The sequence below is a fragment of the uncultured Methylobacterium sp. genome (genome assembly GCF_964242245.1).
Classification (GTDB): Bacteria; Pseudomonadota; Alphaproteobacteria; order Rhizobiales; family Beijerinckiaceae; genus Methylobacterium.
On sequence record NZ_CAXTBY010000081.1, the window covers coordinates 1 to 18985 of the forward strand.

Consider the following 18985-nt stretch of genomic DNA (forward strand, 5'->3'; position numbering starts at 1 on the left):
TCCCGGATCGCGTGGAGCGGTGTGTGCATCCGCAAGCCCGCAGAGGGGGAGGGAAGGCTGCCCGGATGGCAGGACGCGACGGACCCGAGCCCGCCGGACGGGCTTGGCCCTCCGCTCGGCAGGCCGGACCATCGACCCGGCGCAACCTCGACCCGCCCCCGCCGTTGAGCGGCGGAGGCTTCTTCGTGGAACCTCGTGCAGTTGCGGAGGCGCGTCATGGGTCTGCTCGAATCGGTCGTCGGCGGCGTGGTCGGGCAGGTGCTCGGGAGCGGGCGCGGCGCGTCCGGGGCGATGTCGCCCCTGGTCAAGGCGCTGCTGATGCTGCTGCTGACGAAGGGCGCGAGCGGCGGCCTCGGCAACGTGCTGGGCGACGTGCTCGGCGGCGGCCGCCCCGCACCCGATCCCCGCTCCGGCGGCGCCGGCCCGCACAGTCGCGACCCCGGCCACGCGGCGAGCGACGATGCCGGCGACATCGGCGGCTTCAACCAGGGCGGCCTGCAGGACGACGCCGCGCCGCTGCCGGGCAACGATTACAGCGACCTCTCCGGCATGCTCGACGGCCCCGGCGACGCCCGGCCTGTTCCTCAGACAGGAAATGTTTCACATGAAACATCCGGCGGCCTCGACGGGCTGGTCGCGGGCTTCCACCGGAGCGGCCTCGGCGACGTGGTTGAGTCGTGGATCGGCCACGGCCCGAACCGCGTGGTCGCGCCGGACCAGCTTGCCTCGGCGCTCGGCCCCGGCACCCTCGACACACTTCAGAGCCAGACTGGCCTCAGCCGCGACGACCTGCTTGGGCAACTCTCGAAGGTGCTGCCGGAGGTGGTGCACACGCTCACGCCGCAGGGACGGGTGCCGGATGATTCTGAACGGCACGGTTGGTAATCAATGCTGTTCTTTGAACACCAATATTCTATAACATCAATGACCATTGGCCGATTAGCCAGCAATTTAGACTTCCGGTCAGAAAATCTAAGCGACGCGCCGCATCACCAAGCTCGCATTCGTCCCCCCAAACCCGAACGAGTTCGACAGCACCACGTCCACCCGCTTGCGTTTGGCCTCGTGCGGCACGAGGTCGATCCGCGTCTCGACCGAGGGGTTGTCGAGGTTGAGCGTCGGCGGGATCACGCCGTCGCGGATCGTGAGGACGGAGAAGATCGCCTCGACGGCGCCGGCGGCGCCGAGCAGGTGGCCGATGGCGGACTTGGTGGAGGACATCGCCGCCCCCGCAGCGGCCGCGCCGAGCAGGCGCTCGACGGCCTTCAGTTCCAGCTCGTCGCCCATCGGCGTCGAGGTGCCGTGGGCGTTGATGTAGTCGATCTTGGAGGGCGCGATGCCGGCCCGCTTCACGGCCGCCGCCATGCAGCGGTAGGCGCCGTCGCCGTCGGGGGCCGGCGAGGTGATGTGGTAGGCGTCGCCCGAGAGGCCGTAGCCGACCACCTCGGCGTAGATCCGGGCGCCGCGGGCCCGCGCGTGCTCGTACTCTTCGAGCACCACCACGCCCGCGCCCTCGCCCATGACGAAGCCGTCGCGGTCCCGGTCGTAGGGCCGGGAGGCGCGCGTCGGCGCGTCGTTGAAGCCGGTCGAGAGCGCCCGGCAGGCGGCGAAGCCCGCGAGCGACAGGCGGTTGACCGGCGATTCGGCGCCGCCCGCCACCATCACGTCGGCGTCGCCGAGCGCGATCAGGCGCGAGGCGTCGCCGATGGCGTGCGAGCCGGTGGAGCAGGCGGTGACGACGGCGTTGTTCGGGCCTTTGAGCCCGTGCGCGATCGAGACCTGCCCCGAGGCGAGGTTGATGATCCGGCCGGGGATGAAGAACGGCGAGATCCGCCGCGGGCCCTTCTCGTGCAGCGTCACCGACGCGTCGTAGATGCCGCCGATGCCGCCGATGCCGGAGCCGATCAGCACGCCGGTGGCGCACTGGTCTTCGTGGCTCCTCGGGTGCCAGTCCGCGTCGGCGAGGGCTTGGCCGGCCGCCGCCATCGCGAAGACGATGAACGGATCGACCTTGCGCTGCTCCTTCGGCTCCATCCAGGCGTCGGGATCGAAGGTGCCGTCCGAGCCGTCGCCGAGGGGGACCTGGCAGGCGATGCGGCAAGCTAGGTCCGCGGTCTCGAAGCCCGTCACCGGGCCGGCGCCGCTGTCGCCGGCGATCAGGCGGCTCCAGGTGTGCTCGACCCCGCTGCCGAGCGGCGTGACCATCCCCAGACCCGTGACCACCACCCGCCGCATCGCGCTATCCCGACGTTCCGCTCAACAGCCATAACGGCGCGCGGGGCGCTTCAGCCCCGCCCGCGCCGCGCAACACCTTGCCCCCTCGTCCGCGTCAGGCGGCCGAGTTCTTCTCCAGGAACTTCACCGCGTCGCCGACCGTCTGGATGGTCTCGGCGGCGTCGTCCGGGATCTCGACGTTGAACTCTTCCTCGAACGCCATCACGAGCTCGACGGTGTCGAGGCTGTCGGCGCCGAGATCGTCGATGAAGTTGGCGCCCTCGACCACCTTCTCGGGCTCCACGCCCAGGTGCTCGACGACGATCTTCTTCACGCGCTCAGCGATATCGCTCATCGTTGCTGGTCCTCGGTCTCGTCTGTCTGATGGGTGAAGTGGAGGTGCCGTCGCCGCGATCAGCCCTTGCCGGGCCTGTGTTGCTTGGAGCGGCCGGTGACCGATCGCGCGTGGTCCGAAAAACCCGTTCGCCTTGGACTCGGAACCCGCCGAACCGTCAACCCCCTTGCACGGCAGCCGGGGTGTTAACACAGGGTTCCCGCCCTGGCGAGGGCCGGTTCACGCACCGTTCATCGGTGTCCGCGCCCGGCCGATTCCGCCGCGTTTTCCGCACCCTAGCGGATCAGACCATCGCCATGCCGCCGTTGACGTGGAGGGTGTGGCCGGTGACGTAGGCCGCCTCCGCCGAGGCGAGGTAGACCACGGCGGCGGCGACCTCGGCGCCCTCGCCGAGCCGCCCCGCGGGCACGCGGGCGAGGATGCCCGCGCGCTGCTTGTCGTTCAGCCCCTCGGTCATCGGCGAGGCGATGAAGCCGGGGCTGACGCAGTTCACGGTGACGTTGCGTGAGGCCACCTCCGCCGCCAGCGCCTTCGTCAGCCCGACGAGGCCGGCCTTGGCCGCCGCGTAGTTGCCCTGGCCGGGGTTGCCCGTGGTGCCGACCACCGAGCCGATGTTGACGATGCGGCCCGAACGCCGCCGCATCATCCCCTTCACGGCCGCCCGCGACAGGCGGAAGGCCGCGGTGAGGTTGACCGCGATGACCTGATCCCACTCCTCGTCCTTCATCCGCAGGAAGAGGTTGTCGCGGGTGATGCCGGCGTTGTTGACGAGGATGTCGAGGCCGGCCAGCGCCGCTTCCGCGGCCGGCACCAGCGCCTCGACGGCGGCCGCGTCCGCAAGGTTCGTCGGCAGCACGTGGGCGCGCTCCCCGAGGTCGGCGGCCAGCGCCTCCAGGGCCTCGGCCCGGGTGCCGGAGAGCGCGAGCACCGCGCCCTGCGCGTGGAGCGCGCGAGCGATGGCGCCGCCGAGGCCGCCGGTGGCGCCGGTGACGAGGGCCTTGCGGCCGGTGAGATCGAACATGGGCGTTCCTGCTCCTCGGACGGCGCGGCGCTCAGCGGGCGGGAAACGCGGCGACGTCATCCGGCGTGCCGACGGAGGTCGCGCTCGCGCCGGGCGCGATCCGCTTCACCAGCCCCGACAGCACCTTCCCAGCGCCCACCTCGAAGAACGCGTCGACGCCCGCGGTGGCCATCGCCGAGACGCTCTCGCGCCACCGGACGGTGCCCGTCACCTGCGCGACGAGGTTTTCGCGGATCGCCTGCGGGTCGGTCGCCGGGGCGGCGCGCACGTTGGCGTAGACGGGGACGACGGGGGCCTTCAGCGCCACCGCGGCCAGCGCCGTCCCCATCGCGTCGGCGGCCGGCCGCATCAGGCGGCAATGGAACGGCGCGGAGACGTTGAGCATCACCGCCCGCTTGATGCCGCGCGCCTGCGCCAGCGCCACCGCGCGCGCGACGGCGTCCCGGTCGCCGGACAGGACCACCTGACCGGCGCCGTTGTCGTTGGCCACGTCGCAGACCGCGCCGGCGGCGGCCTCAGACGCGATCGCGCGCGCGGCCTCGATCTCGGCCCCGATCAGCGCCGCCATCGCCCCCGCACCGGGGGCCACCGCCGCCTGCATCGCCGCGCCGCGGATGCGCAGCAGCCGGGCGGTGTCGGCCAGCGTCAGGCTGCCGGCGGCGGCCAGCGCCGCGTACTCGCCGAGCGAGTGGCCCGCCATGCAGGCCACGTCCCGCGCGAGGTCGAGGCCGCGCTCGGCCTCGAGCACCCGCAGCACCGCCAGACTCGCCGCCATCAGCGCCGGCTGGGCGTTGACCGTCAGCGTGAGCGCGTCGAGGGGCCCGTCGAACATCAGGCGCGCGAGCGGCTGGCTCAGCGCGTCGTCCACCTCGGCGAACACGGCGCGGGCCTGCGGGAACGCCGCGGCCAGGGCCTTGCCCATGCCCACCGCTTGGCTGCCCTGGCCGGGAAAGATGAGTGCCCGCACGGTCGCTCCGTCCGCCCGCCCGGTTTCGGGCTCAAGGGGCGGCGCAGTCGCACCGCCCGCCGCGGGTGTCAACGATGCAGCGCACACGGCATCCCGGAGGCTCAGGCCTCGTTGAAGAAATCGACGTTGCCGGTATCGAGGCTGTAGGCCGCGCCGACGACGCGGAGCTTGCCCACGCGCAGCGGATCGAGCAGCGCCGGCTCGGAGGCCGAGCGCAGGCGGTTCACGACCCGGTCCACGTTGGCGCGCACCGAGTTCTCGACGAGGTCGCCGGGCTTGTCCCTCACCGACAGCACGGCCGGGACGATGGGCTCGACCATCCGGCCGATCGAGCCGGGAAACTGGGTGTTGTCCCTCACGACGCTCACCGCGGCCTCCACCGCGCCGCAGCGGCTGTGACCCATCACCAGCACGAGCGGCACGCCGAGCTGCGAGACCGCGTACTCGATCGATCCGAGCGCCGCGGTGTCGACGGTGTTGCCGGCGTTGCGCACGATGAACAGCTCGCCGAGGCCGCGCCCGAACAGGATCTCCGGCGAGACGCGCGAATCGGAGCAACTCACCAGCACGCAGAACGGCGTCTGGCCCAGCGCGATCTCGATACGCCGTTCGCGCCCCTGCGCCGCCTGGACGGGGAAGTCGGTGAGATAGCTCGCGTTGCCGTCCTTCATCACCTTGAGCGCCTGGTCAGGGCTCATGTCGGTCTTCTTCGTGGACGGGCTCAGGGCGAGCGCCCGCGCCGGCAGGACGGTGACCGCCAGGGCAGCGGCACCGAGATGGCAGCCGCAGCCGATGAGGTGGCGCCGACTCAGGCGATCGATCATGACGGGTCCCCGCAGGCCGGGCCGCGGTTCGCGCCGGCACGACGTCTCTGACTGTTGCCGAAACGGCTTGTAAAGGGGCGCCGCGCCGCAAACCGCTCTGCTTGTTGCCAAACGGCATCCGGTGTAAGAGCCGCCACCTCCCGAAAAATCCGTATCCGCTGGAAGGAGCCGCCGCGCATGGCTCGCGTCACCGTCGAAGACTGCATCGAGAAGGTCGAGAACCGGTTCGAGCTGGTGCTGCTCGCCAGCCACCGCGCGCGCCTGCTGGCCGCCGGCGCCCCGCTGACCGTGGACCGCGACCGCGACAAGAACCCGGTCGTGGCGCTCCGCGAGATCGGCGACGCGACGATCACCGCCGACGACCTCAAGGAGCAGTTGATCCACTCGATGCAGAAGTACGTCGAGGTCGACGAGCCGGAGGCCGAGGCGGTCCCGCTGCTGTCGAGCTCGCCCACCGCCGCCGCCGTTTCGCCGACGGCCGCGAGCGACGACGCCGCACCGCAGTTCGACCGGATGAGCGAGGAGGACCTGCTCCGCGGCCTCGAGAATCTCGCGCCGCCCGTCGAGACCGACGACGAGGGCGAGTAGTCCTGCGTTCGCAATCGCGAATCGGCATCTGACGGGCTCGGCGGAAACGCCGGGCCTTTCGCTTGCCGGATGCCCGGGCGTTTCGCGAGGCTGCGACGCATTCGGGGCTGGCGCCGGGCCGCCCGTTGCGGGAGACTTGACCCTCCTCAGGATGGGAAAGGGTATCCGGGCGGATGATGCGCCAGTACGAACTCGTCGAGCGGGTGAAGCGCTACAACCCCGCGACGAACGAGGCGCTGCTCAACCGTGCCTACGTCTACGCCATGCGCGCCCACGGCACGCAGAAGCGGGCCTCCGGCGATCCGTTCTTCGCCCATCCCCTCGAAGTCGCCGCGATCCTCACGGACCTGCGCCTCGACGACGCGACCATCGTCGCCGCCGTGCTGCACGACACGGTCGAGGACACGGCGGCGACGCTGGACGAGATCCGCACGCTGTTCAGCCCCGAGATCGGCGCCCTCGTCGACGGCCTGACCAAGCTGAAGCGCCTCGACGTCGTCTCCAAGCAGGCGGCCCAGGGCGAGAACTTCCGCAAGCTGCTCCTGGCGGTGGCAGCCGACGTCCGCGTGCTGCTGGTCAAGCTCGCCGACCGCCTGCACAACATGCGCACGCTCCAGCACATGCCGGCGGACAAGCGCGAGCGGATCGCCCAGGAGACCCTGGACATCTACGCGCCGCTCGCCGGCCGCATGGGCATGCAGGAGCTGCGCGAGGAGCTGGAGGATCTGGCCTTCCGCAACCTCAAGCCCGAGATCTACGCCACCGTCGCCCGGCGGCTCTCCGACCTCACCGCGAAGACCGAGCGCCTCGTCGACACCATCGAGCGGGACCTCACCGCCAAGCTCTCCGCCCGCGGGATCGAGGCCGCCGTCACCGGCCGGCAGAAGCGGCCGTTCTCGATCTGGTCGAAGATGGAGCGGAAGTCCGTCGCCTTCGAGCAGCTCTCCGACGTGTTCGGCTTCCGCGTCGTGGTCGCAGAGCCGGCCGACTGCTACGGGGCGCTCGGCGTCGTACACACGAGCTGGCCGATGGTGCCGGGACGCTACAAGGACTACATCTCGACGCCGAAGCAGAACGACTACCGCTCGATCCACACCACGGTGATCGGGCCCAAGAGCCAGCGCGTCGAGCTTCAGATCCGAACCCGGGCGATGGACGACATCGCCGAGTACGGCATCGCCGCGCATGCCCACTACAAGGAGGGGGCTAAGGAGGGCGGCAAGCCGCAGGGGGCGCGGGAGCCGGAGGGCGGCATCCACCCGCGGCTGGCCGCCGAGAGCGGCGCCTACCAGTGGCTGCGGCGCACCATCGAGCTGCTCGCCGAGGGCGACAGCCCGGAGGAGTTCCTGGAGCACACCAAGCTCGAACTGTTCCAGGACCAGGTGTTCTGCTTCACGCCCAAGGGCCGGCTGATCGCCCTGCCGCGCGGCGCCACGCCGATCGACTTCGCCTACGCCGTCCACACCGATGTCGGCAACTCGGCGGTGGGTGCCAAGATCAACGGGCGCATGGCGCCGCTGCTGCATGAACTCGCCAACGGCGACGAGGTCGAGATCTCGCGCTCGGACGGCGCGGCCCCGCCCGCGGCCTGGGAATCGCTGGTGGTGACCGGCAAGGCCCGCGCGGCGATCCGACGGGCGACCCGCTCGGCCGTGCGGCGCCAGTACGCGGGCCTCGGCCGGCAGATCCTGGACCGCGCCTTCGAGCGTGCGGGCAAGACCTTCTCCGAGGACAAGCTGCGCGGCGCCCTGCCGCGCCTCGCACGCGCCTCGGCCGAGGACGTGTTCGCGGCGGTGGGGCGCGGCGAGATGTTCTCGGGCGACGTCGTGCGCGCGGTCTACCCCGACTACAAGGACGAGCGCCGCGCCGTCCCCCCCGGCCTCCCGCAGCCGGTCGTCAACGGCGCCGGCCGCCTGATCCGCTCCAAGGATCAGACCATGCGCCTGACCTTCGGCGGCGACGCCTCAGCCGACGCGATCCCGATCCGCGGCGTGGCCGGCGACCTCCCGGTGAGCTTCGCGTCCGATGGCGGCGCCGTTCCCGGCGACCGGATCGTCGGCATCCTGGTGCCGGGCGTCGGCGTGACGATCTACCCGATCCAGTCGGCCGCGCTCGCCGCCTTCGACAACGAGCCCGAGCGCTGGCTCGACGTGCGGTGGGACGTGGAGGCCCGTGCCAGCGAGCGCTTCCCGGCCCGCCTCGCGCTCCAGTCGATCAACGAGCCCGGGGTGCTGGCGCAGATCGCCCAGGTGATCGCCGACCACGACGGCAACATCGACAACCTCTCGATGAAGCGCCGCACCCAGGACTTCACCGACATCGTCATCGACCTCTCCGTCTGGGACCTGCAGCACCTGAACGCGATCGTCGCCGAGCTTCGCGGCAAGCGGACGGTCGCCCAGGTCGACCGCGTCAACGGTTAGGCAGGGGCCGTCGGGGGCGCCTTGCCTCGCCGTTCCGGCGCTGCCACAAGCGCGCGTCGTCACCGAACGCACGCGCAGCGGAGCCGCGATCCCATGAATCCGGACCAGGTTCTCGCCGAATTTCGCGATGCCGGCGCCCTGCTCGAAGGCCACTTCATCCTCAGTTCCGGCCTGCATTCGGGCACCTTCCTCCAGAAGATGGCGATCTTCTCCGAGCCGCCGCGCACCGAGCGCCTGTGCCGGGCGCTGGCCGCCGCGATCACGGCGCGCTTCGGGCCGGTCGACATCGTCGTCTCGCCGGCCGTCGGCGGCATCGTCCCGGGCTACGAGACCGCCCGCCACCTCGGCGCGCGGGCGATCTTCGTCGAGCGCGATCCGGGCGGCCCCTTCAGCCTGCGGCGGGGCTTCAGCGTCCCGGCGGGCCGGCGCGCGGTCATCGTGGAGGACATCGTCACGACGGGGCTGTCGGCGCGCGAATGCCTCGCCGCGCTGCGGGAGGAGGCCGGCGAGGTCGTCGGCGCCGCCTGCCTGATCGACCGATCCGGCGGGCGCGGCACGGTCGGCGTGCCGCTGCTCTCGCTCGTCACCCTGGACATCCCGGCCTACCCCGCCGACGCCCTGCCGCCGGAGCTCGCCGTGCTGCCGGCGGTTAAGCCCGGGAGCCGAATGATGGCGACGGCCTGATCCGTGCAGAGCATCAATCCGACAATCATAGTTCCTGTAAAAGGCGTTCTCAGCGTAGTGCAATAACTCTACGTTCAAGTATCGCGGTACTCGCGCCAGGTTTCCTCGAACGCGCGTCGCGCAGCGGATCGGCGGCTGCGCTTGACAGGTACGAGGTCAATCCTCAGAGCTAAGCAACGGCTGTTTTACGCGCCGTGGTTGGCCCCGGCGAAGGGTCGTCCTCTCGCATTGCCGCAAGAGCGATGTTGAAACGGGCACGGGGCGGCCCTGTGCGCCGCGGTCGTTTTCCTAAGACATACGCCGTCATTCCGATTGTTGATGAATTGAAGATGGATCGTGCCATGAGCACACTGCAACGCAGCGCCCTGTTCATCGACGGCGCCAACCTCTACGCCACCACCAAGACCCTCGGCTTCGACATCGACTATAAAAGATTACTAAAAGAATTTCAGACGCGAGACAATCTCATCCGCGCCTTCTACTACACGGCGATGATCGAGGATCAGGAATATTCCTCGATCCGCCCGCTGATCGACTGGCTCGACTATAACGGTTACCGGGTGGTGACCAAGCCGGCCAAGGAGTTCACCGACTCGACGGGCCGTCGCAAGGTCAAGGGCAACATGGATATCGAGTTGGCGATCGATGCCCTCGAACTGAGCCCGTACATCGATCACATGGTCCTGTTTTCCGGCGACGGCGATTTCCGGTCGCTGGTCGAGGCGATGCAGCGGCGCGGCGTGAAGGTGACCGTGGTGTCGACCATTCAGAGCCAGCCCGCGATGATCGCCGACGACCTCCGGCGACAGGCCGACGAGTTCGTCGACCTCGTCCACCTCATGGGCAAGATCGGGCGCGACCCCGGCGAGCGGCAGGCGCGCTCGGCGTTCGAGCGCCCGCGCGAAGGCGCAGAGCGCCCGGCACGGGCCAACCCGGCGCTCGAGAGCCGGTACGGCATCCGCCAGGGCCCGAACGGCTCCGAGGAGGCGCCGACGGAGGAGTGAGGCTCAGGCCTCCGATCCGTCGAGCCACGCGAGGACGGCCTCCGCGCTCCGGTCGGGCGGGAACACGGGATAGAAGACCTTGGTCACGACGCCGTCGTCGACGACGAGGGTCAGCCGGCGCAGCAGCACGGCGCCGCCGGCCTCGAAGGTCGGCAGGCGCGCGGCCATCGCGAAGGCGCGGTGCGGGTCCGCGAGCAGCGTGAACGGCAGGTGCAGGCGCGCGGCGGCCTCCCGCTGATAGGCGCTCGTCTGGGTCGACACGCCGTGCACCTGCGCGACCCCGCGCGCGATCAGTGCCGCGTGATGGTCGCGGAAGCCGCAGGATTGCGGCGTGCATCCGCGGGCACCGGGGATCGCGTCCCAGTCCGGCACGAGGTTGGGCTGGCCCGGTTCGCCGGTGCGGGGATAGGCGTAGGCGATCGTGCGGCCGGAGAGCCGGGCCAGCGACACGCGGCCTCCGTCGGTGGCGGCCAGCGACACGTCCGGCAGGCGCATCCCGGTGAGATGCGCCGCCGCGCCGTCGTCGACCGGGACGGGCAGGTCGGCGGGCAGGGTCTGGTAGGTGGGTTCCATGGCGAGGCTCCGGGTTCGGCGCGCAGCCTATCTCGGTCGGGCCCGGGACCGGAAGCATCTCGCGGATACACACATCGCTCCACGCGATCCGGGATGAGCGCGGGTCCCCTCCCCTGAGCGGGACAGGGTGAGAGATGAGAACTCACCGGATACGGCACGCCCCTCACCCCATCCCTTGTAACTTGCTTCCGCTGTCATCTGGTCTGGTCCCAGGTGCGGTGGCAGGCGGGAGACCGCGAGCCCTGAGGGACGCCAAGCCCGTGGGAGAGCTTGGGTCTTCGCCTGCCGTTCCATCGAACCCGAACAGTCGCTTGGGCCGCTCGCTGCGAAGCCCGCTTGCGCAAGGATGGGATCGGATGGACGCCGTTATCGTTGGGATCGATATCTCCAAGGACCGGTTGGATGTGCACATCCTGCCGAGCCGAGAGGCCTTCGTGGTCCCGCGCGACGGGGCCGGCATCGCCGATTTGTGCGACCGGCTTCGTCCCCTGGCGCCGAGAGCCGTCGCGGTGGAGGCCACCGGCGGCTTCGAGACCGTGGTCGCCGCCGGACTGGCGGCGGCCGGCCTGCCGGTGGTGGTGGTCAATCCGGCCCAGGTGCGCGCCTTCGCCCAGGCTCTGGGCAAGCGCGCCAAGACCGATCCCATCGACGCCGCCGTGATCGCCCGCTTCGTGGAAGCGACCAAGCCGGAGATCCGGCCGCTGCCCGACGCCGAGACACAGGCCTTGGCCGATCTCGTCGCAAGGCGGCGCCAGATCGTGGCGATGATCGGGGCCGAACGCCAACGCGAGAGGCGAGCCCCGGCCCGCATCCAGAAGAGCATCCGCCGCCTGAAGGCGCTGGAGAAGGAACTCGCCAGCGTCGATGCCGACATCGACGGGGCGGTCCGCGGATCGCCGGCCTGGCGCGAGAAGGAGGACCTCCTCACCTCCGTCCCCGGTATCGGGCCGACCATCGCCCGCACCCTGCTGGCCGAGATGCCCGAACTCGGCACCCTCGACCGCCGCCAGATCGCAGCCCTGGCCGGCCTCGCCCCCTGGACCCGCCAGTCCGGCCAGTGGCGCGGCAAGAGCTTCATCGGCGGCGGCCGAGCCAGCGTGCGCGCCGCCCTGTTCATGGGCGCCCTCGTGGCAGCCCGCCACAACCCCACCCTCAAAGCCTTCCGCGACAGGCTCGTCGCCACCGGAAAGCCCAGGATCGTCGCCGTCGTCGCAACCGCCCGAAAACTCCTGACCATCCTCAACGCCATGCTCCGGAGCAGCACACCATGGCACACACAAAACCCTTGACCGCCAAGACAGTCGCTCTCCCCATGCAAGAGGGGGCCGACCGGCGCTTCGCCCGATCCACGCAGCACCGGTCTAACGATGGCTCAGCCCCGGTCGCGCATGATCCGGGCGCGGTCGCGCTCCCAGTCGCGCTGCTTGGTGGCCTCGCGCTTGTCGTGGGCCTGCTTGCCCTTGCCGAGGCCGAGTTCCACCTTCGCCCGGCCCTTGTCGTTGAAGTAGATCTTCAGCGGCACGACCGTGTAGCCCTGGCGCTGGGTGGCGCCGAGCCACTTGTCGATCTGGCGGCGGTGCAGCAGCAGGCGGCGCGGGCGCTTGGTCTCGTGGTTGAAGCGGCTCGCCTGGACGTATTCCGGGATGTAGGCGTTGAACAGCATCAGGTCCTTGCCCGACGGCCCGGCATAGGCCTCGCCGATCGTCGCGCGACCGCTGCGGAGCGACTTCACCTCGGTGCCGGTGAGCGAGATGCCGGCCTCCAGGGTGTCCTCGATCGCGTAGTGGAAGCGCGCGGCGCGGTTGTCGGCGACGACGCGCCGGGTCGGTTCGGGTTTCGGAGCCATTTTTTTCCGCGACGCGACGCTCAGGCGGCTAGGAGTCCGGCGTGCCGCAGCGCCGCGTCGACGATGCCCTTGGTCTCGGCCGAAACCGGCACGAGGGGCAGGCGCACGTCGGCGCTCATGTGGCCGAGGCGCTCCAGGGCGTACTTGACGGGCGAGGGGTTCGATTCGGCAAACAGCCCGACCTGGAGCGGCAGCAGCCGGTCCTGGATCCGCAGCGCCTTGGCGTAGTCGCCCGACAGGCTCGCCTCCTGAAGGTCGGCGCAGAGGCGCGGGGCGACGTTCGAGACCACGGAGATGCAGCCATGGCCGCCGTGGGCGTTGTAGCCGAGCGCGGTCGCATCTTCGCCTGAAAGCTGGATGAAACCCTCTCCCATGGCCTGACGCTGGAGGCTGACGCGGTCGATCCTGGCGGTCGCGTCCTTCACCCCGGCGATGTTCTTGAGTTCGGACAGGCGCGCCATCGTCTCGACGCTCATGTCGACGACGGAGCGCGGAGGGATGTTGTAGATGAGGATCGGGATGCCGACGGCGTCGTTGACGGCCTTGAAGTGGGCGTAGAGCCCGCCCTGCGTCGGCTTGTTGTAGTACGGCGTGACCACGAGCACGGCGTCGGCGCCGATCTTCTCCGCGTGCTGCGCGCGCTCGACCGCCTCCGCGGTCGAGTTCGAGCCGGCGCCGGCCACCACCGGCACCCGGCCGCCCGCTTCCGCGACGCAGGCCTCGACCACGCGGTCGTGCTCGTCGTGGCTCAGCGTCGGGCTCTCGCCGGTCGTGCCCGTGGGCACGAGGCCGTGCGTGCCCTGCGCGATCTGCCAAGCCACGAACCGGCGGAAAGCGGCCTCGTCGAACGCGCCGTCGCGGAACGGCGTCACCAGGGCGGTCAGCGAGCCCCTCAGGCGGCGCGCATGGGTCTCGGTCATCACGGACGTCCTGGCCGGTCTCGCTGGCGATCGCGAGAGGCGCCGATGATCCGGCGCCTCGTCGCGGGCGGCGCAGACATAGGGCTTCCGGCACCCCCGCGCAAACCCTTCGCGCACGCGGTTCATGGCTTCTTAAGGCTGCCGGGGGAGCCTATCCGTTGCCGGCTTCCGTCGCGAGCAGGCTGTTGAGAGAGTGAGCGCATCGATGGCGTCCCTCACGCGCGCGCAGATCGCCGCCCTCGGCCTCGCCCTGACGGCCGGCGTCGCGCTGGCGGCCCCGTCCGTCGACCTGCGCGGATCGCAGACCCCGGCCGCCTCGCAGCCGAGCCCGCCCGCGAGCGACGCCGCGGCGCCGACCGCGCGCGTTCAGGACGCCGCGACCGCGATCGACCCGGTCGCGGCCGATGCCCTCAAGATCGATCCGAAGCCGGTCTCCGAGTCCGGCTCGGCCAAGCCGCTCCCCCCGGGTCAGGGGCTCGCGCCCGGGGCGACGCTCCCGGCGGCGGCGGCCTACGCCTCGGCCGATCCGGACGCGCCGATCGCCTTCCCGCTGCCCGACGCCGGCGTGACGCCGGCGGCGCCCGTGCCGGAGGTGCCGAGCCTCGGGCCGATCGCCCGGGTCGGGGACACTGACGTGGCCCTGCTGCGGCAGGCGATCGACCTCTACCGCAAGGGCCGGGTCGCGGACGGCGACCGCCTGCGCGACGGCTTCACCGATCCGGCCGCGCGGGCGCTGCTCGAATGGGTTGCGATCCGCGCGGGCGCCGGCATCGGCTTCGAGCGCACCGTCGCCTTCACCCGCGCGAACCCGGACTGGCCGGCCGGTCCCCTGCTGCGGCGGCGGGCCGAGGAGGCGCTGCTGATCGAGCGCAAGGGTCCGGCGACCGTGCGCGCGTTCTTCGGTGCGAGCCGGCCGGCGAGCGCGCCGGGCAAGTTCGCCCTGGCGCTGGCCTTCAAGGCGGACGGGCTCGATGCCGACGCCGCCGACTTGGTGCGCGACCTGTGGCGCTCCGAGACCTTCGGGCGCACGCTCGAAGCGCGGGTCGCCGACGCCTTTCCCGGCGCGCTCACGCGCATCGATCACCGTTACCGCATGGAGCGGGCGCTCCTGAAGGAGGATTGGGAGGCCGCGGGCCGGGCGGCGGCTTACGCCGGCGGCGCCTATGCCAGCCTCGTGCGGGCGCGCCGCGCGGTCGAGGACAAGAGCGCGGGGGCGGCCGCGGCGCTGGCCGCCGTGCCGCCGTCCCTGCGCAACGACACCTCCTACCTGCTGTCGCGCGCCCAGTTCTTCCGCCGGGCCGACCGGGCGGCGGAGGCCGCCGCCGTGCTCGCCACCGCGCCGAGCAACCCGGACGTGCTGGTCGACGGCGACGAGTGGTGGGTCGAGCGCCGCATCGTCGCGCGCAAGCTGATCGATCTCGGCGACGCGAAGACCGCCTACGCGGTGGCGAGCGCCAACCCCGCGCGCACCGTCGAGAAGCGGATCGAGGCCGAGTTCCACGCCGGCTGGATCGCCCTGCGCTTCGCGGACGACGCCGAGGCCGCGACCCGCCACTTCGCGCGCGCGGCCGGCATCGCCGAGACGCCGATCTCCATCGCCCGCGCCGCCTACTGGCAGGGCAGGGCGGCCGAGGCCCTCGGGCAGAGCGAGGCCAAGGCCCACTACGAGCGGGCCGCGCTCCAGCCGATCGCCTATTACGGGCAGCTCGCGCGGGCCAAGCTCGGCCTGACGAGCCTCGCGTTGCGGGCGCCGGCCGACCTCGACGGGCCGGCGCGCGCGGCCTTCGAGGACCGCCTGTGCATCCGGGCGCTCCGCCTGCTCGCGGCCGCCGCGCTGAAGGAACTGGCGCTGCCGCTCTACATCGACACCGCCCAGCGCCTCACGGACGCCCGCGAGGTCCAGGCCCTCGGGGATCTGGCCGTGGAGATGCGGGATGCCCGCGCGCTGGTCGCTGTCGGCAAGCTCGCGGTGCAGCGCGGCCTGCCGCTCGATGCCCACGCCTATCCGACCATCGGCATCCCGGCCTACGATAGCTTCACGGCCGTGCCGCAGGTGGAGCGGGCGATGGTGTTCGCCATCGCCCGGCAGGAGAGCCAGTTCGATCCGCGTGCGCAGTCGGGCGTCGGCGCGCGCGGCCTAATGCAGATGATGCCGGCGACCGCCCAGCGCACCGCCCGCCGGGTCCAGGCCGCCTACGACCCGGAGCGCCTCGGCAGCGATGCGATCTACAGCGCGCGCCTGGGACAGGCCCATCTCGGCGAGCTGATGGAGGATTGGCGCGGCTCCTACATCCTCGCCTTCGCCTCGTACAACGCCGGCGGCGGCAACGTGAAGAAGTGGATCGACGCCTACGGCGATCCGCGCAAGGCCGATGTCGACGCCATCGATTGGGTCGAGCGCATCCCGTTTACCGAGACGCGCAACTACGTGCAGCGGGTGATGGAGAACCTTCAAGTCTACCGCACGCGGCTCGACGGGAAGAGCGCGCTGCTGATCGACGGGGACCTGCGCCGCGGGGCGCGGTGAAGCAGCGCCGACCGACCGCTATAGCCATTTAGCCAACTCTACTTTCGACATCGGTCTTGTTGCTTTCAAGCAACGCGCCGATCCAGTGAGATTTGTGACTAGATTATGACGAAGCGTCGAACGTAGATTTCGTTAAGGCATCCCACGGCGGGCGGACGACCCGGCTGGGGGCAGGCGATGCAATTCAGGACCAGTGTCTCGATCGCGGCGATGGTCGCCGCAGCGCTCGGCACCACGGGAGCCCGTGCGCAGGCGGTCAACACGACGCCCGCCAACGTCAACGTGCTGAACCTGCTTGGGCCGTATCTCGGCCTCAACGCGACGCCGATCGGGCAGCAGACCCTCCAGCTCAACCTCTCGCAGGCGATCGCCGACAACCAGAACGCCACGCTCGCCCAGCGGCAGCTCGCGATCAGCGACAAGGCGCTTCCGGGCAGCCTGTTCAATGGCACGGTTGCCACGATCACGCTGGCCAACGGGACGGTGGTCAATCTCGGCCCCGGCGACAACATCGCGGGCGGTCTCCCGCTCCAGGCGATCCAGAGCAATCCGGGTCAGCCCGGAACCCTCAACCCGCTCCAGCCGGTCGGCGGCCTCGGCCCCGTGCTCGGCGCGATCTACCAGACGGGCATCCGCGCCAGCACGGCGACCACCGGGCCGCTGGCGGCGACTTTCAGCCTGCTGAACAACGCCTACAATTTCACGAGCGCCGACCTCGGCGTCGCGAAGAACTTCTTCGCCAACGGCGCCGCCACCAACCCGGGCACGACGCCGGCCGGCTACGTCCCGGTCCCGGCGGTGGCGCCGGCCGGGTTCACGCTGCCGACCGCCAACGGCCTGCCGAACACGCGCGACAGCGTCTACGACCTCGCCTACGGCGTGACCAGCCGGCAGGCCGGCCAGGACGTGTACGGCAGTTCGCGGCCCGTGCAGGTGGCGCCGAACAGCTACAACATCTTCGATCCGACGGCGCTGAACGGGCTCGCCACCAACCCGTCCTTTCCGAGCGGCCACACCAACTACGCCATCACGGACAGCATCCTGCTCGCCATGCTGGTGCCGCAGCAGTACCAGAACCTGATCGCCCGCGGCGCCGAGTACGCCGACAGCCGCATCGTGCTGGGCGTGCATTACCCCCTCGACATCATCGCCTCGCGCGCCTTCGCGAGCTACGACCTCGCCCAGGCCTTCACCAACCCGGCCTACATCAACAACGCCGCCACGACTGGCACGGCGATCAACCTCCCGAGCCTGTTCACCGCGGCAGCCAACGAGCTGCAATCCTACGAGGCCACGCAGTGCGGCGCCTCGGTCGCGACCTGCGCCGCGAGCGCGGCCAACACGACCAACAATCCCTACGTGCCGTCCGCGGCCAACCAGGCGCTGTACCAGTCCCGCCTGACCTACGGCCTGCCGACGCTCACCTTCGCCCAGGCCCCGCGAGAGGCCGCTCCGGCGGGCGGGCCCGACGCCTCGATCCTGCTGGCGCCGCTCTACGGCGGCAGCACGACGGCCGCCCGGACGCTGGCACCGCTCGGCGGCCTCTACGGCGCGCTCCAGACGAGCACGATCAACCAGATCATCCTCAACACCGAGATGAACGCGCTCGCCGCCTTCTACGGCTCGGCGCTCAGCTACTGGAGCCGCATCGACCTGTACTCGGCCGCGGGCTACTTCGGGAACGTCGTCGGCACGCTTCGGATGGATGCGAGCGACCGCCTCGTCACCGACGTGACGGTGGGCGCGACCGGCGCGCTCTACGCCAACGGCACGATCGCCGGTACGGTGAGCGTGGGCGCGGGCGGCCTGCTCGGCGGCGTGGGCACGGTGGGCGGGATCGTGGCGCGCAGCGGGGGCACGGTGGCGCCGGGCAACTCGATCGGCACCCTCAACGTCGCCGGCACCGCCGGCTTCGCACCGGGCTCGGTCTATCAGGTCGAGGCCAACGCCGCCGGCCAGTCCGACCGCATCGCCACCACCGGCACCGCCACGCTCGCCGGCGGCACCGTGCAGGTGCTGGCGGCGGCCGGCACCTACGATCCGCGCACGCAGTACGCCATCCTCAACGCCGCCGGCGGCGTCTCGGGCCAGTTCGCGGGCGTCACCGCCAACTTCGCCTTCCTGACGCCGACGCTGCGCTACCAGGCCAACGAAGTCGACCTGACGCTCACCCGCAACGACATCGCCTTCGCCACCATCGCCCAGACCCGCAATCAGGCCGCGGTCGCCACCGCGATCCAGGCCGGCGGCCCCGCCGCGGGCATCTACGCTGCCACGATCGGCCTGACCACGCCCGAGGCGCAGGGCGCCTTCCAGCGGCTCGCCGGCGACATCCACGCCAGCACCGTCGCGACGGAGTACGAGACCGCCTTCTTCGTCCGCGAGGCGATCCTCGACCGCCTGCGCTGGGGCGTGACCCCGGGGTCGGCCGAGAGCCTGGACTACGGAAGACTGCCCGCCGCCTACACCGCCGACCTGCCGGGCCGCAGTCCCCCGGCGGCGAGCGTGCCGGCCCGCGTCCTCGACCCGCGGGTGTTCGGCCTCTGGGGCCAGGGCTTCGGGGCTTTCGGCGACGCCCGCGGCAACGGCAACGCCGCCGGCCTGAACCGCCAGATCTCCGGCTTCGTGCTCGGCGCCGACGTGCGGCTGGAGAGCGGGTTCAAGCTCGGCGTGGCCGGCGGCTACACCGCGGCGACCCTCGACACGGCCGGGCGCCTGCAATCGGCCACCATCGAGAGCGGTTTCGGGGGCATCTACGGCGGCTACGAGCTCGGGCCGGTCTCGGTGCGGCTGGGCGCGGTGTACGCCGACACCGACGCGCGCACCCGCCGCACCGTGGCATTCGCGGGCGTCACCGACACGCCGACCGGCCATGGCGGCGGCGCGACGATCCAGGGGTTCGGCGAGGTCGGCTACCGCGTCTTCCTCGGCGGTACGGGACCGGCGGCGCTGGTCTCGAAGGATGCGGCGCCGCGCCCGGCGCCGGCGCTCGGCTACATCGAGCCGTTCGTGGGCGGGTCCTACGTCGCGATCGGGCGC

The 18985-nt window shown here is 71.2% G+C and carries 16 protein-coding genes; 8 read left to right on the plus strand and 8 right to left on the minus strand.

Features of this window, described 5'->3' with window-relative positions:
• The first annotated feature begins 216 nt into the window (after positions 1-216).
• Positions 217-885, plus strand: coding sequence for a YidB family protein (locus ACFE8Y_RS15490; protein WP_375465280.1), 669 nt, complete (start codon positions 217-219; stop codon positions 883-885).
• A gap of 87 nt (positions 886-972) precedes the next feature.
• On the opposite strand, the gene fabF is transcribed toward ACFE8Y_RS15490, so the two are convergent.
• The 5 genes from fabF to ACFE8Y_RS15515 all read right to left on the minus strand — a co-directional run bounded on the left by fabF (position 973) and on the right by ACFE8Y_RS15515 (position 5381).
• Complete coding sequence (fabF, locus tag ACFE8Y_RS15495; protein WP_375465281.1) at positions 973-2235, minus strand: beta-ketoacyl-ACP synthase II; 1263 nt, start codon at positions 2233-2235, stop codon at positions 973-975.
• Between the two features lie 94 nt (positions 2236-2329).
• Complete coding sequence (locus ACFE8Y_RS15500) at positions 2330-2569, minus strand: acyl carrier protein (RefSeq protein WP_066926221.1); 240 nt, start codon at positions 2567-2569, stop codon at positions 2330-2332.
• A gap of 283 nt (positions 2570-2852) precedes the next feature.
• Complete coding sequence (fabG, locus tag ACFE8Y_RS15505) at positions 2853-3590, minus strand: 3-oxoacyl-[acyl-carrier-protein] reductase (protein ID WP_375465282.1); 738 nt, start codon at positions 3588-3590, stop codon at positions 2853-2855.
• Positions 3591-3621: 31 nt separating this feature from the next.
• Positions 3622-4557 (minus strand): ACP S-malonyltransferase, encoded by a 936-nt coding sequence (gene fabD / locus ACFE8Y_RS15510; protein WP_375465283.1) that lies wholly within the window; start codon positions 4555-4557, stop codon positions 3622-3624.
• Between the two features lie 101 nt (positions 4558-4658).
• Entirely contained in the window at positions 4659-5381 is a 723-nt protein-coding gene (locus ACFE8Y_RS15515) for a carbonic anhydrase (RefSeq protein WP_375465284.1), read from the minus strand.
• Positions 5382-5558: 177 nt separating this feature from the next.
• Here ACFE8Y_RS15515 and rpoZ point away from each other — a divergent pair, with 177 nt between their 5' ends.
• From rpoZ to ACFE8Y_RS15535, 4 genes are all read left to right on the plus strand, one after another.
• Positions 5559-5969: a DNA-directed RNA polymerase subunit omega gene (gene rpoZ, locus ACFE8Y_RS15520; protein ID WP_375465285.1), complete on the plus strand. Its 411-nt coding sequence runs from the start codon at positions 5559-5561 to the stop codon at positions 5967-5969.
• 173 nt (positions 5970-6142) lie between these two features.
• Positions 6143-8392 (plus strand): RelA/SpoT family protein, encoded by a 2250-nt coding sequence (locus tag ACFE8Y_RS15525; protein WP_375465286.1) that lies wholly within the window; start codon positions 6143-6145, stop codon positions 8390-8392.
• Positions 8393-8485: 93 nt separating this feature from the next.
• Positions 8486-9076, plus strand: a complete 591-nt coding sequence (pyrE, locus tag ACFE8Y_RS15530) for an orotate phosphoribosyltransferase (protein ID WP_375465287.1) — start codon at positions 8486-8488, stop codon at positions 9074-9076.
• Positions 9077-9417: 341 nt separating this feature from the next.
• A complete protein-coding gene (locus tag ACFE8Y_RS15535) occupies positions 9418-10080 on the plus strand; it encodes an NYN domain-containing protein (protein WP_375465288.1) in 663 nt (220 codons plus the stop codon).
• Between the two features lie 3 nt (positions 10081-10083).
• Here ACFE8Y_RS15535 and ACFE8Y_RS15540 read toward each other — a convergent pair whose 3' ends face one another.
• On the minus strand, positions 10084-10653 hold the full coding sequence (locus ACFE8Y_RS15540) for a peroxiredoxin (protein WP_375465289.1): 570 nt from the start codon (positions 10651-10653) through the stop codon (positions 10084-10086).
• A gap of 356 nt (positions 10654-11009) precedes the next feature.
• Here ACFE8Y_RS15540 and ACFE8Y_RS15545 point away from each other — a divergent pair, with 356 nt between their 5' ends.
• Complete coding sequence (locus ACFE8Y_RS15545) at positions 11010-11942, plus strand: IS110 family transposase (RefSeq protein ID WP_375465290.1); 933 nt, start codon at positions 11010-11012, stop codon at positions 11940-11942.
• Positions 11943-12025: 83 nt separating this feature from the next.
• Here ACFE8Y_RS15545 and smpB read toward each other — a convergent pair whose 3' ends face one another.
• Both smpB and dapA read right to left on the minus strand, forming a co-directional pair.
• Positions 12026-12499, minus strand: a complete 474-nt coding sequence (gene smpB / locus ACFE8Y_RS15550) for an SsrA-binding protein SmpB (RefSeq protein WP_375465291.1) — start codon at positions 12497-12499, stop codon at positions 12026-12028.
• A 20-nt stretch (positions 12500-12519) separates the two neighbouring features.
• Positions 12520-13419, minus strand: coding sequence for a 4-hydroxy-tetrahydrodipicolinate synthase (gene dapA, locus ACFE8Y_RS15555; RefSeq protein WP_375465292.1), 900 nt, complete (start codon positions 13417-13419; stop codon positions 12520-12522).
• A gap of 205 nt (positions 13420-13624) precedes the next feature.
• Here dapA and ACFE8Y_RS15560 point away from each other — a divergent pair, with 205 nt between their 5' ends.
• Positions 13625-15946, plus strand: coding sequence for a transglycosylase SLT domain-containing protein (locus ACFE8Y_RS15560; RefSeq protein ID WP_375465293.1), 2322 nt, complete (start codon positions 13625-13627; stop codon positions 15944-15946).
• 177 nt (positions 15947-16123) lie between these two features.
• A partial coding sequence (locus tag ACFE8Y_RS15565) for an autotransporter domain-containing protein (protein WP_375465294.1) occupies positions 16124-18985 on the plus strand: 2862 nt, incomplete at its 3' end.

Bases quoted from the DNA above. Each gene is read 5' to 3' on its own strand.
- ACFE8Y_RS15490 (WP_375465280.1), top strand. From the start codon at position 217: ATGGGTCTGCTCGAATCGGTCGTCGGCGGCGTGGTCGGGCAGGTGCTC.
- fabF (WP_375465281.1), bottom strand. From the start codon at position 2,235: ATGCGGCGGGTGGTGGTCACGGGTCTGGGGATGGTCACGCCGCTCGGC.
- ACFE8Y_RS15500 (WP_066926221.1), bottom strand. From the start codon at position 2,569: ATGAGCGATATCGCTGAGCGCGTGAAGAAGATCGTCGTCGAGCACCTG.
- fabG (WP_375465282.1), bottom strand. From the start codon at position 3,590: ATGTTCGATCTCACCGGCCGCAAGGCCCTCGTCACCGGCGCCACCGGC.
- ACFE8Y_RS15515 (WP_375465284.1), bottom strand. From the start codon at position 5,381: ATGATCGATCGCCTGAGTCGGCGCCACCTCATCGGCTGCGGCTGCCAT.
- rpoZ (WP_375465285.1), top strand. From the start codon at position 5,559: ATGGCTCGCGTCACCGTCGAAGACTGCATCGAGAAGGTCGAGAACCGG.
- ACFE8Y_RS15525 (WP_375465286.1), top strand. From the start codon at position 6,143: ATGATGCGCCAGTACGAACTCGTCGAGCGGGTGAAGCGCTACAACCCC.
- pyrE (WP_375465287.1), top strand. From the start codon at position 8,486: ATGAATCCGGACCAGGTTCTCGCCGAATTTCGCGATGCCGGCGCCCTG.
- ACFE8Y_RS15535 (WP_375465288.1), top strand. From the start codon at position 9,418: ATGAGCACACTGCAACGCAGCGCCCTGTTCATCGACGGCGCCAACCTC.
- ACFE8Y_RS15540 (WP_375465289.1), bottom strand. From the start codon at position 10,653: ATGGAACCCACCTACCAGACCCTGCCCGCCGACCTGCCCGTCCCGGTC.
- ACFE8Y_RS15545 (WP_375465290.1), top strand. From the start codon at position 11,010: ATGGACGCCGTTATCGTTGGGATCGATATCTCCAAGGACCGGTTGGAT.
- smpB (WP_375465291.1), bottom strand. From the start codon at position 12,499: ATGGCTCCGAAACCCGAACCGACCCGGCGCGTCGTCGCCGACAACCGC.
- dapA (WP_375465292.1), bottom strand. From the start codon at position 13,419: ATGACCGAGACCCATGCGCGCCGCCTGAGGGGCTCGCTGACCGCCCTG.
- ACFE8Y_RS15560 (WP_375465293.1), top strand. From the start codon at position 13,625: ATGGCGTCCCTCACGCGCGCGCAGATCGCCGCCCTCGGCCTCGCCCTG.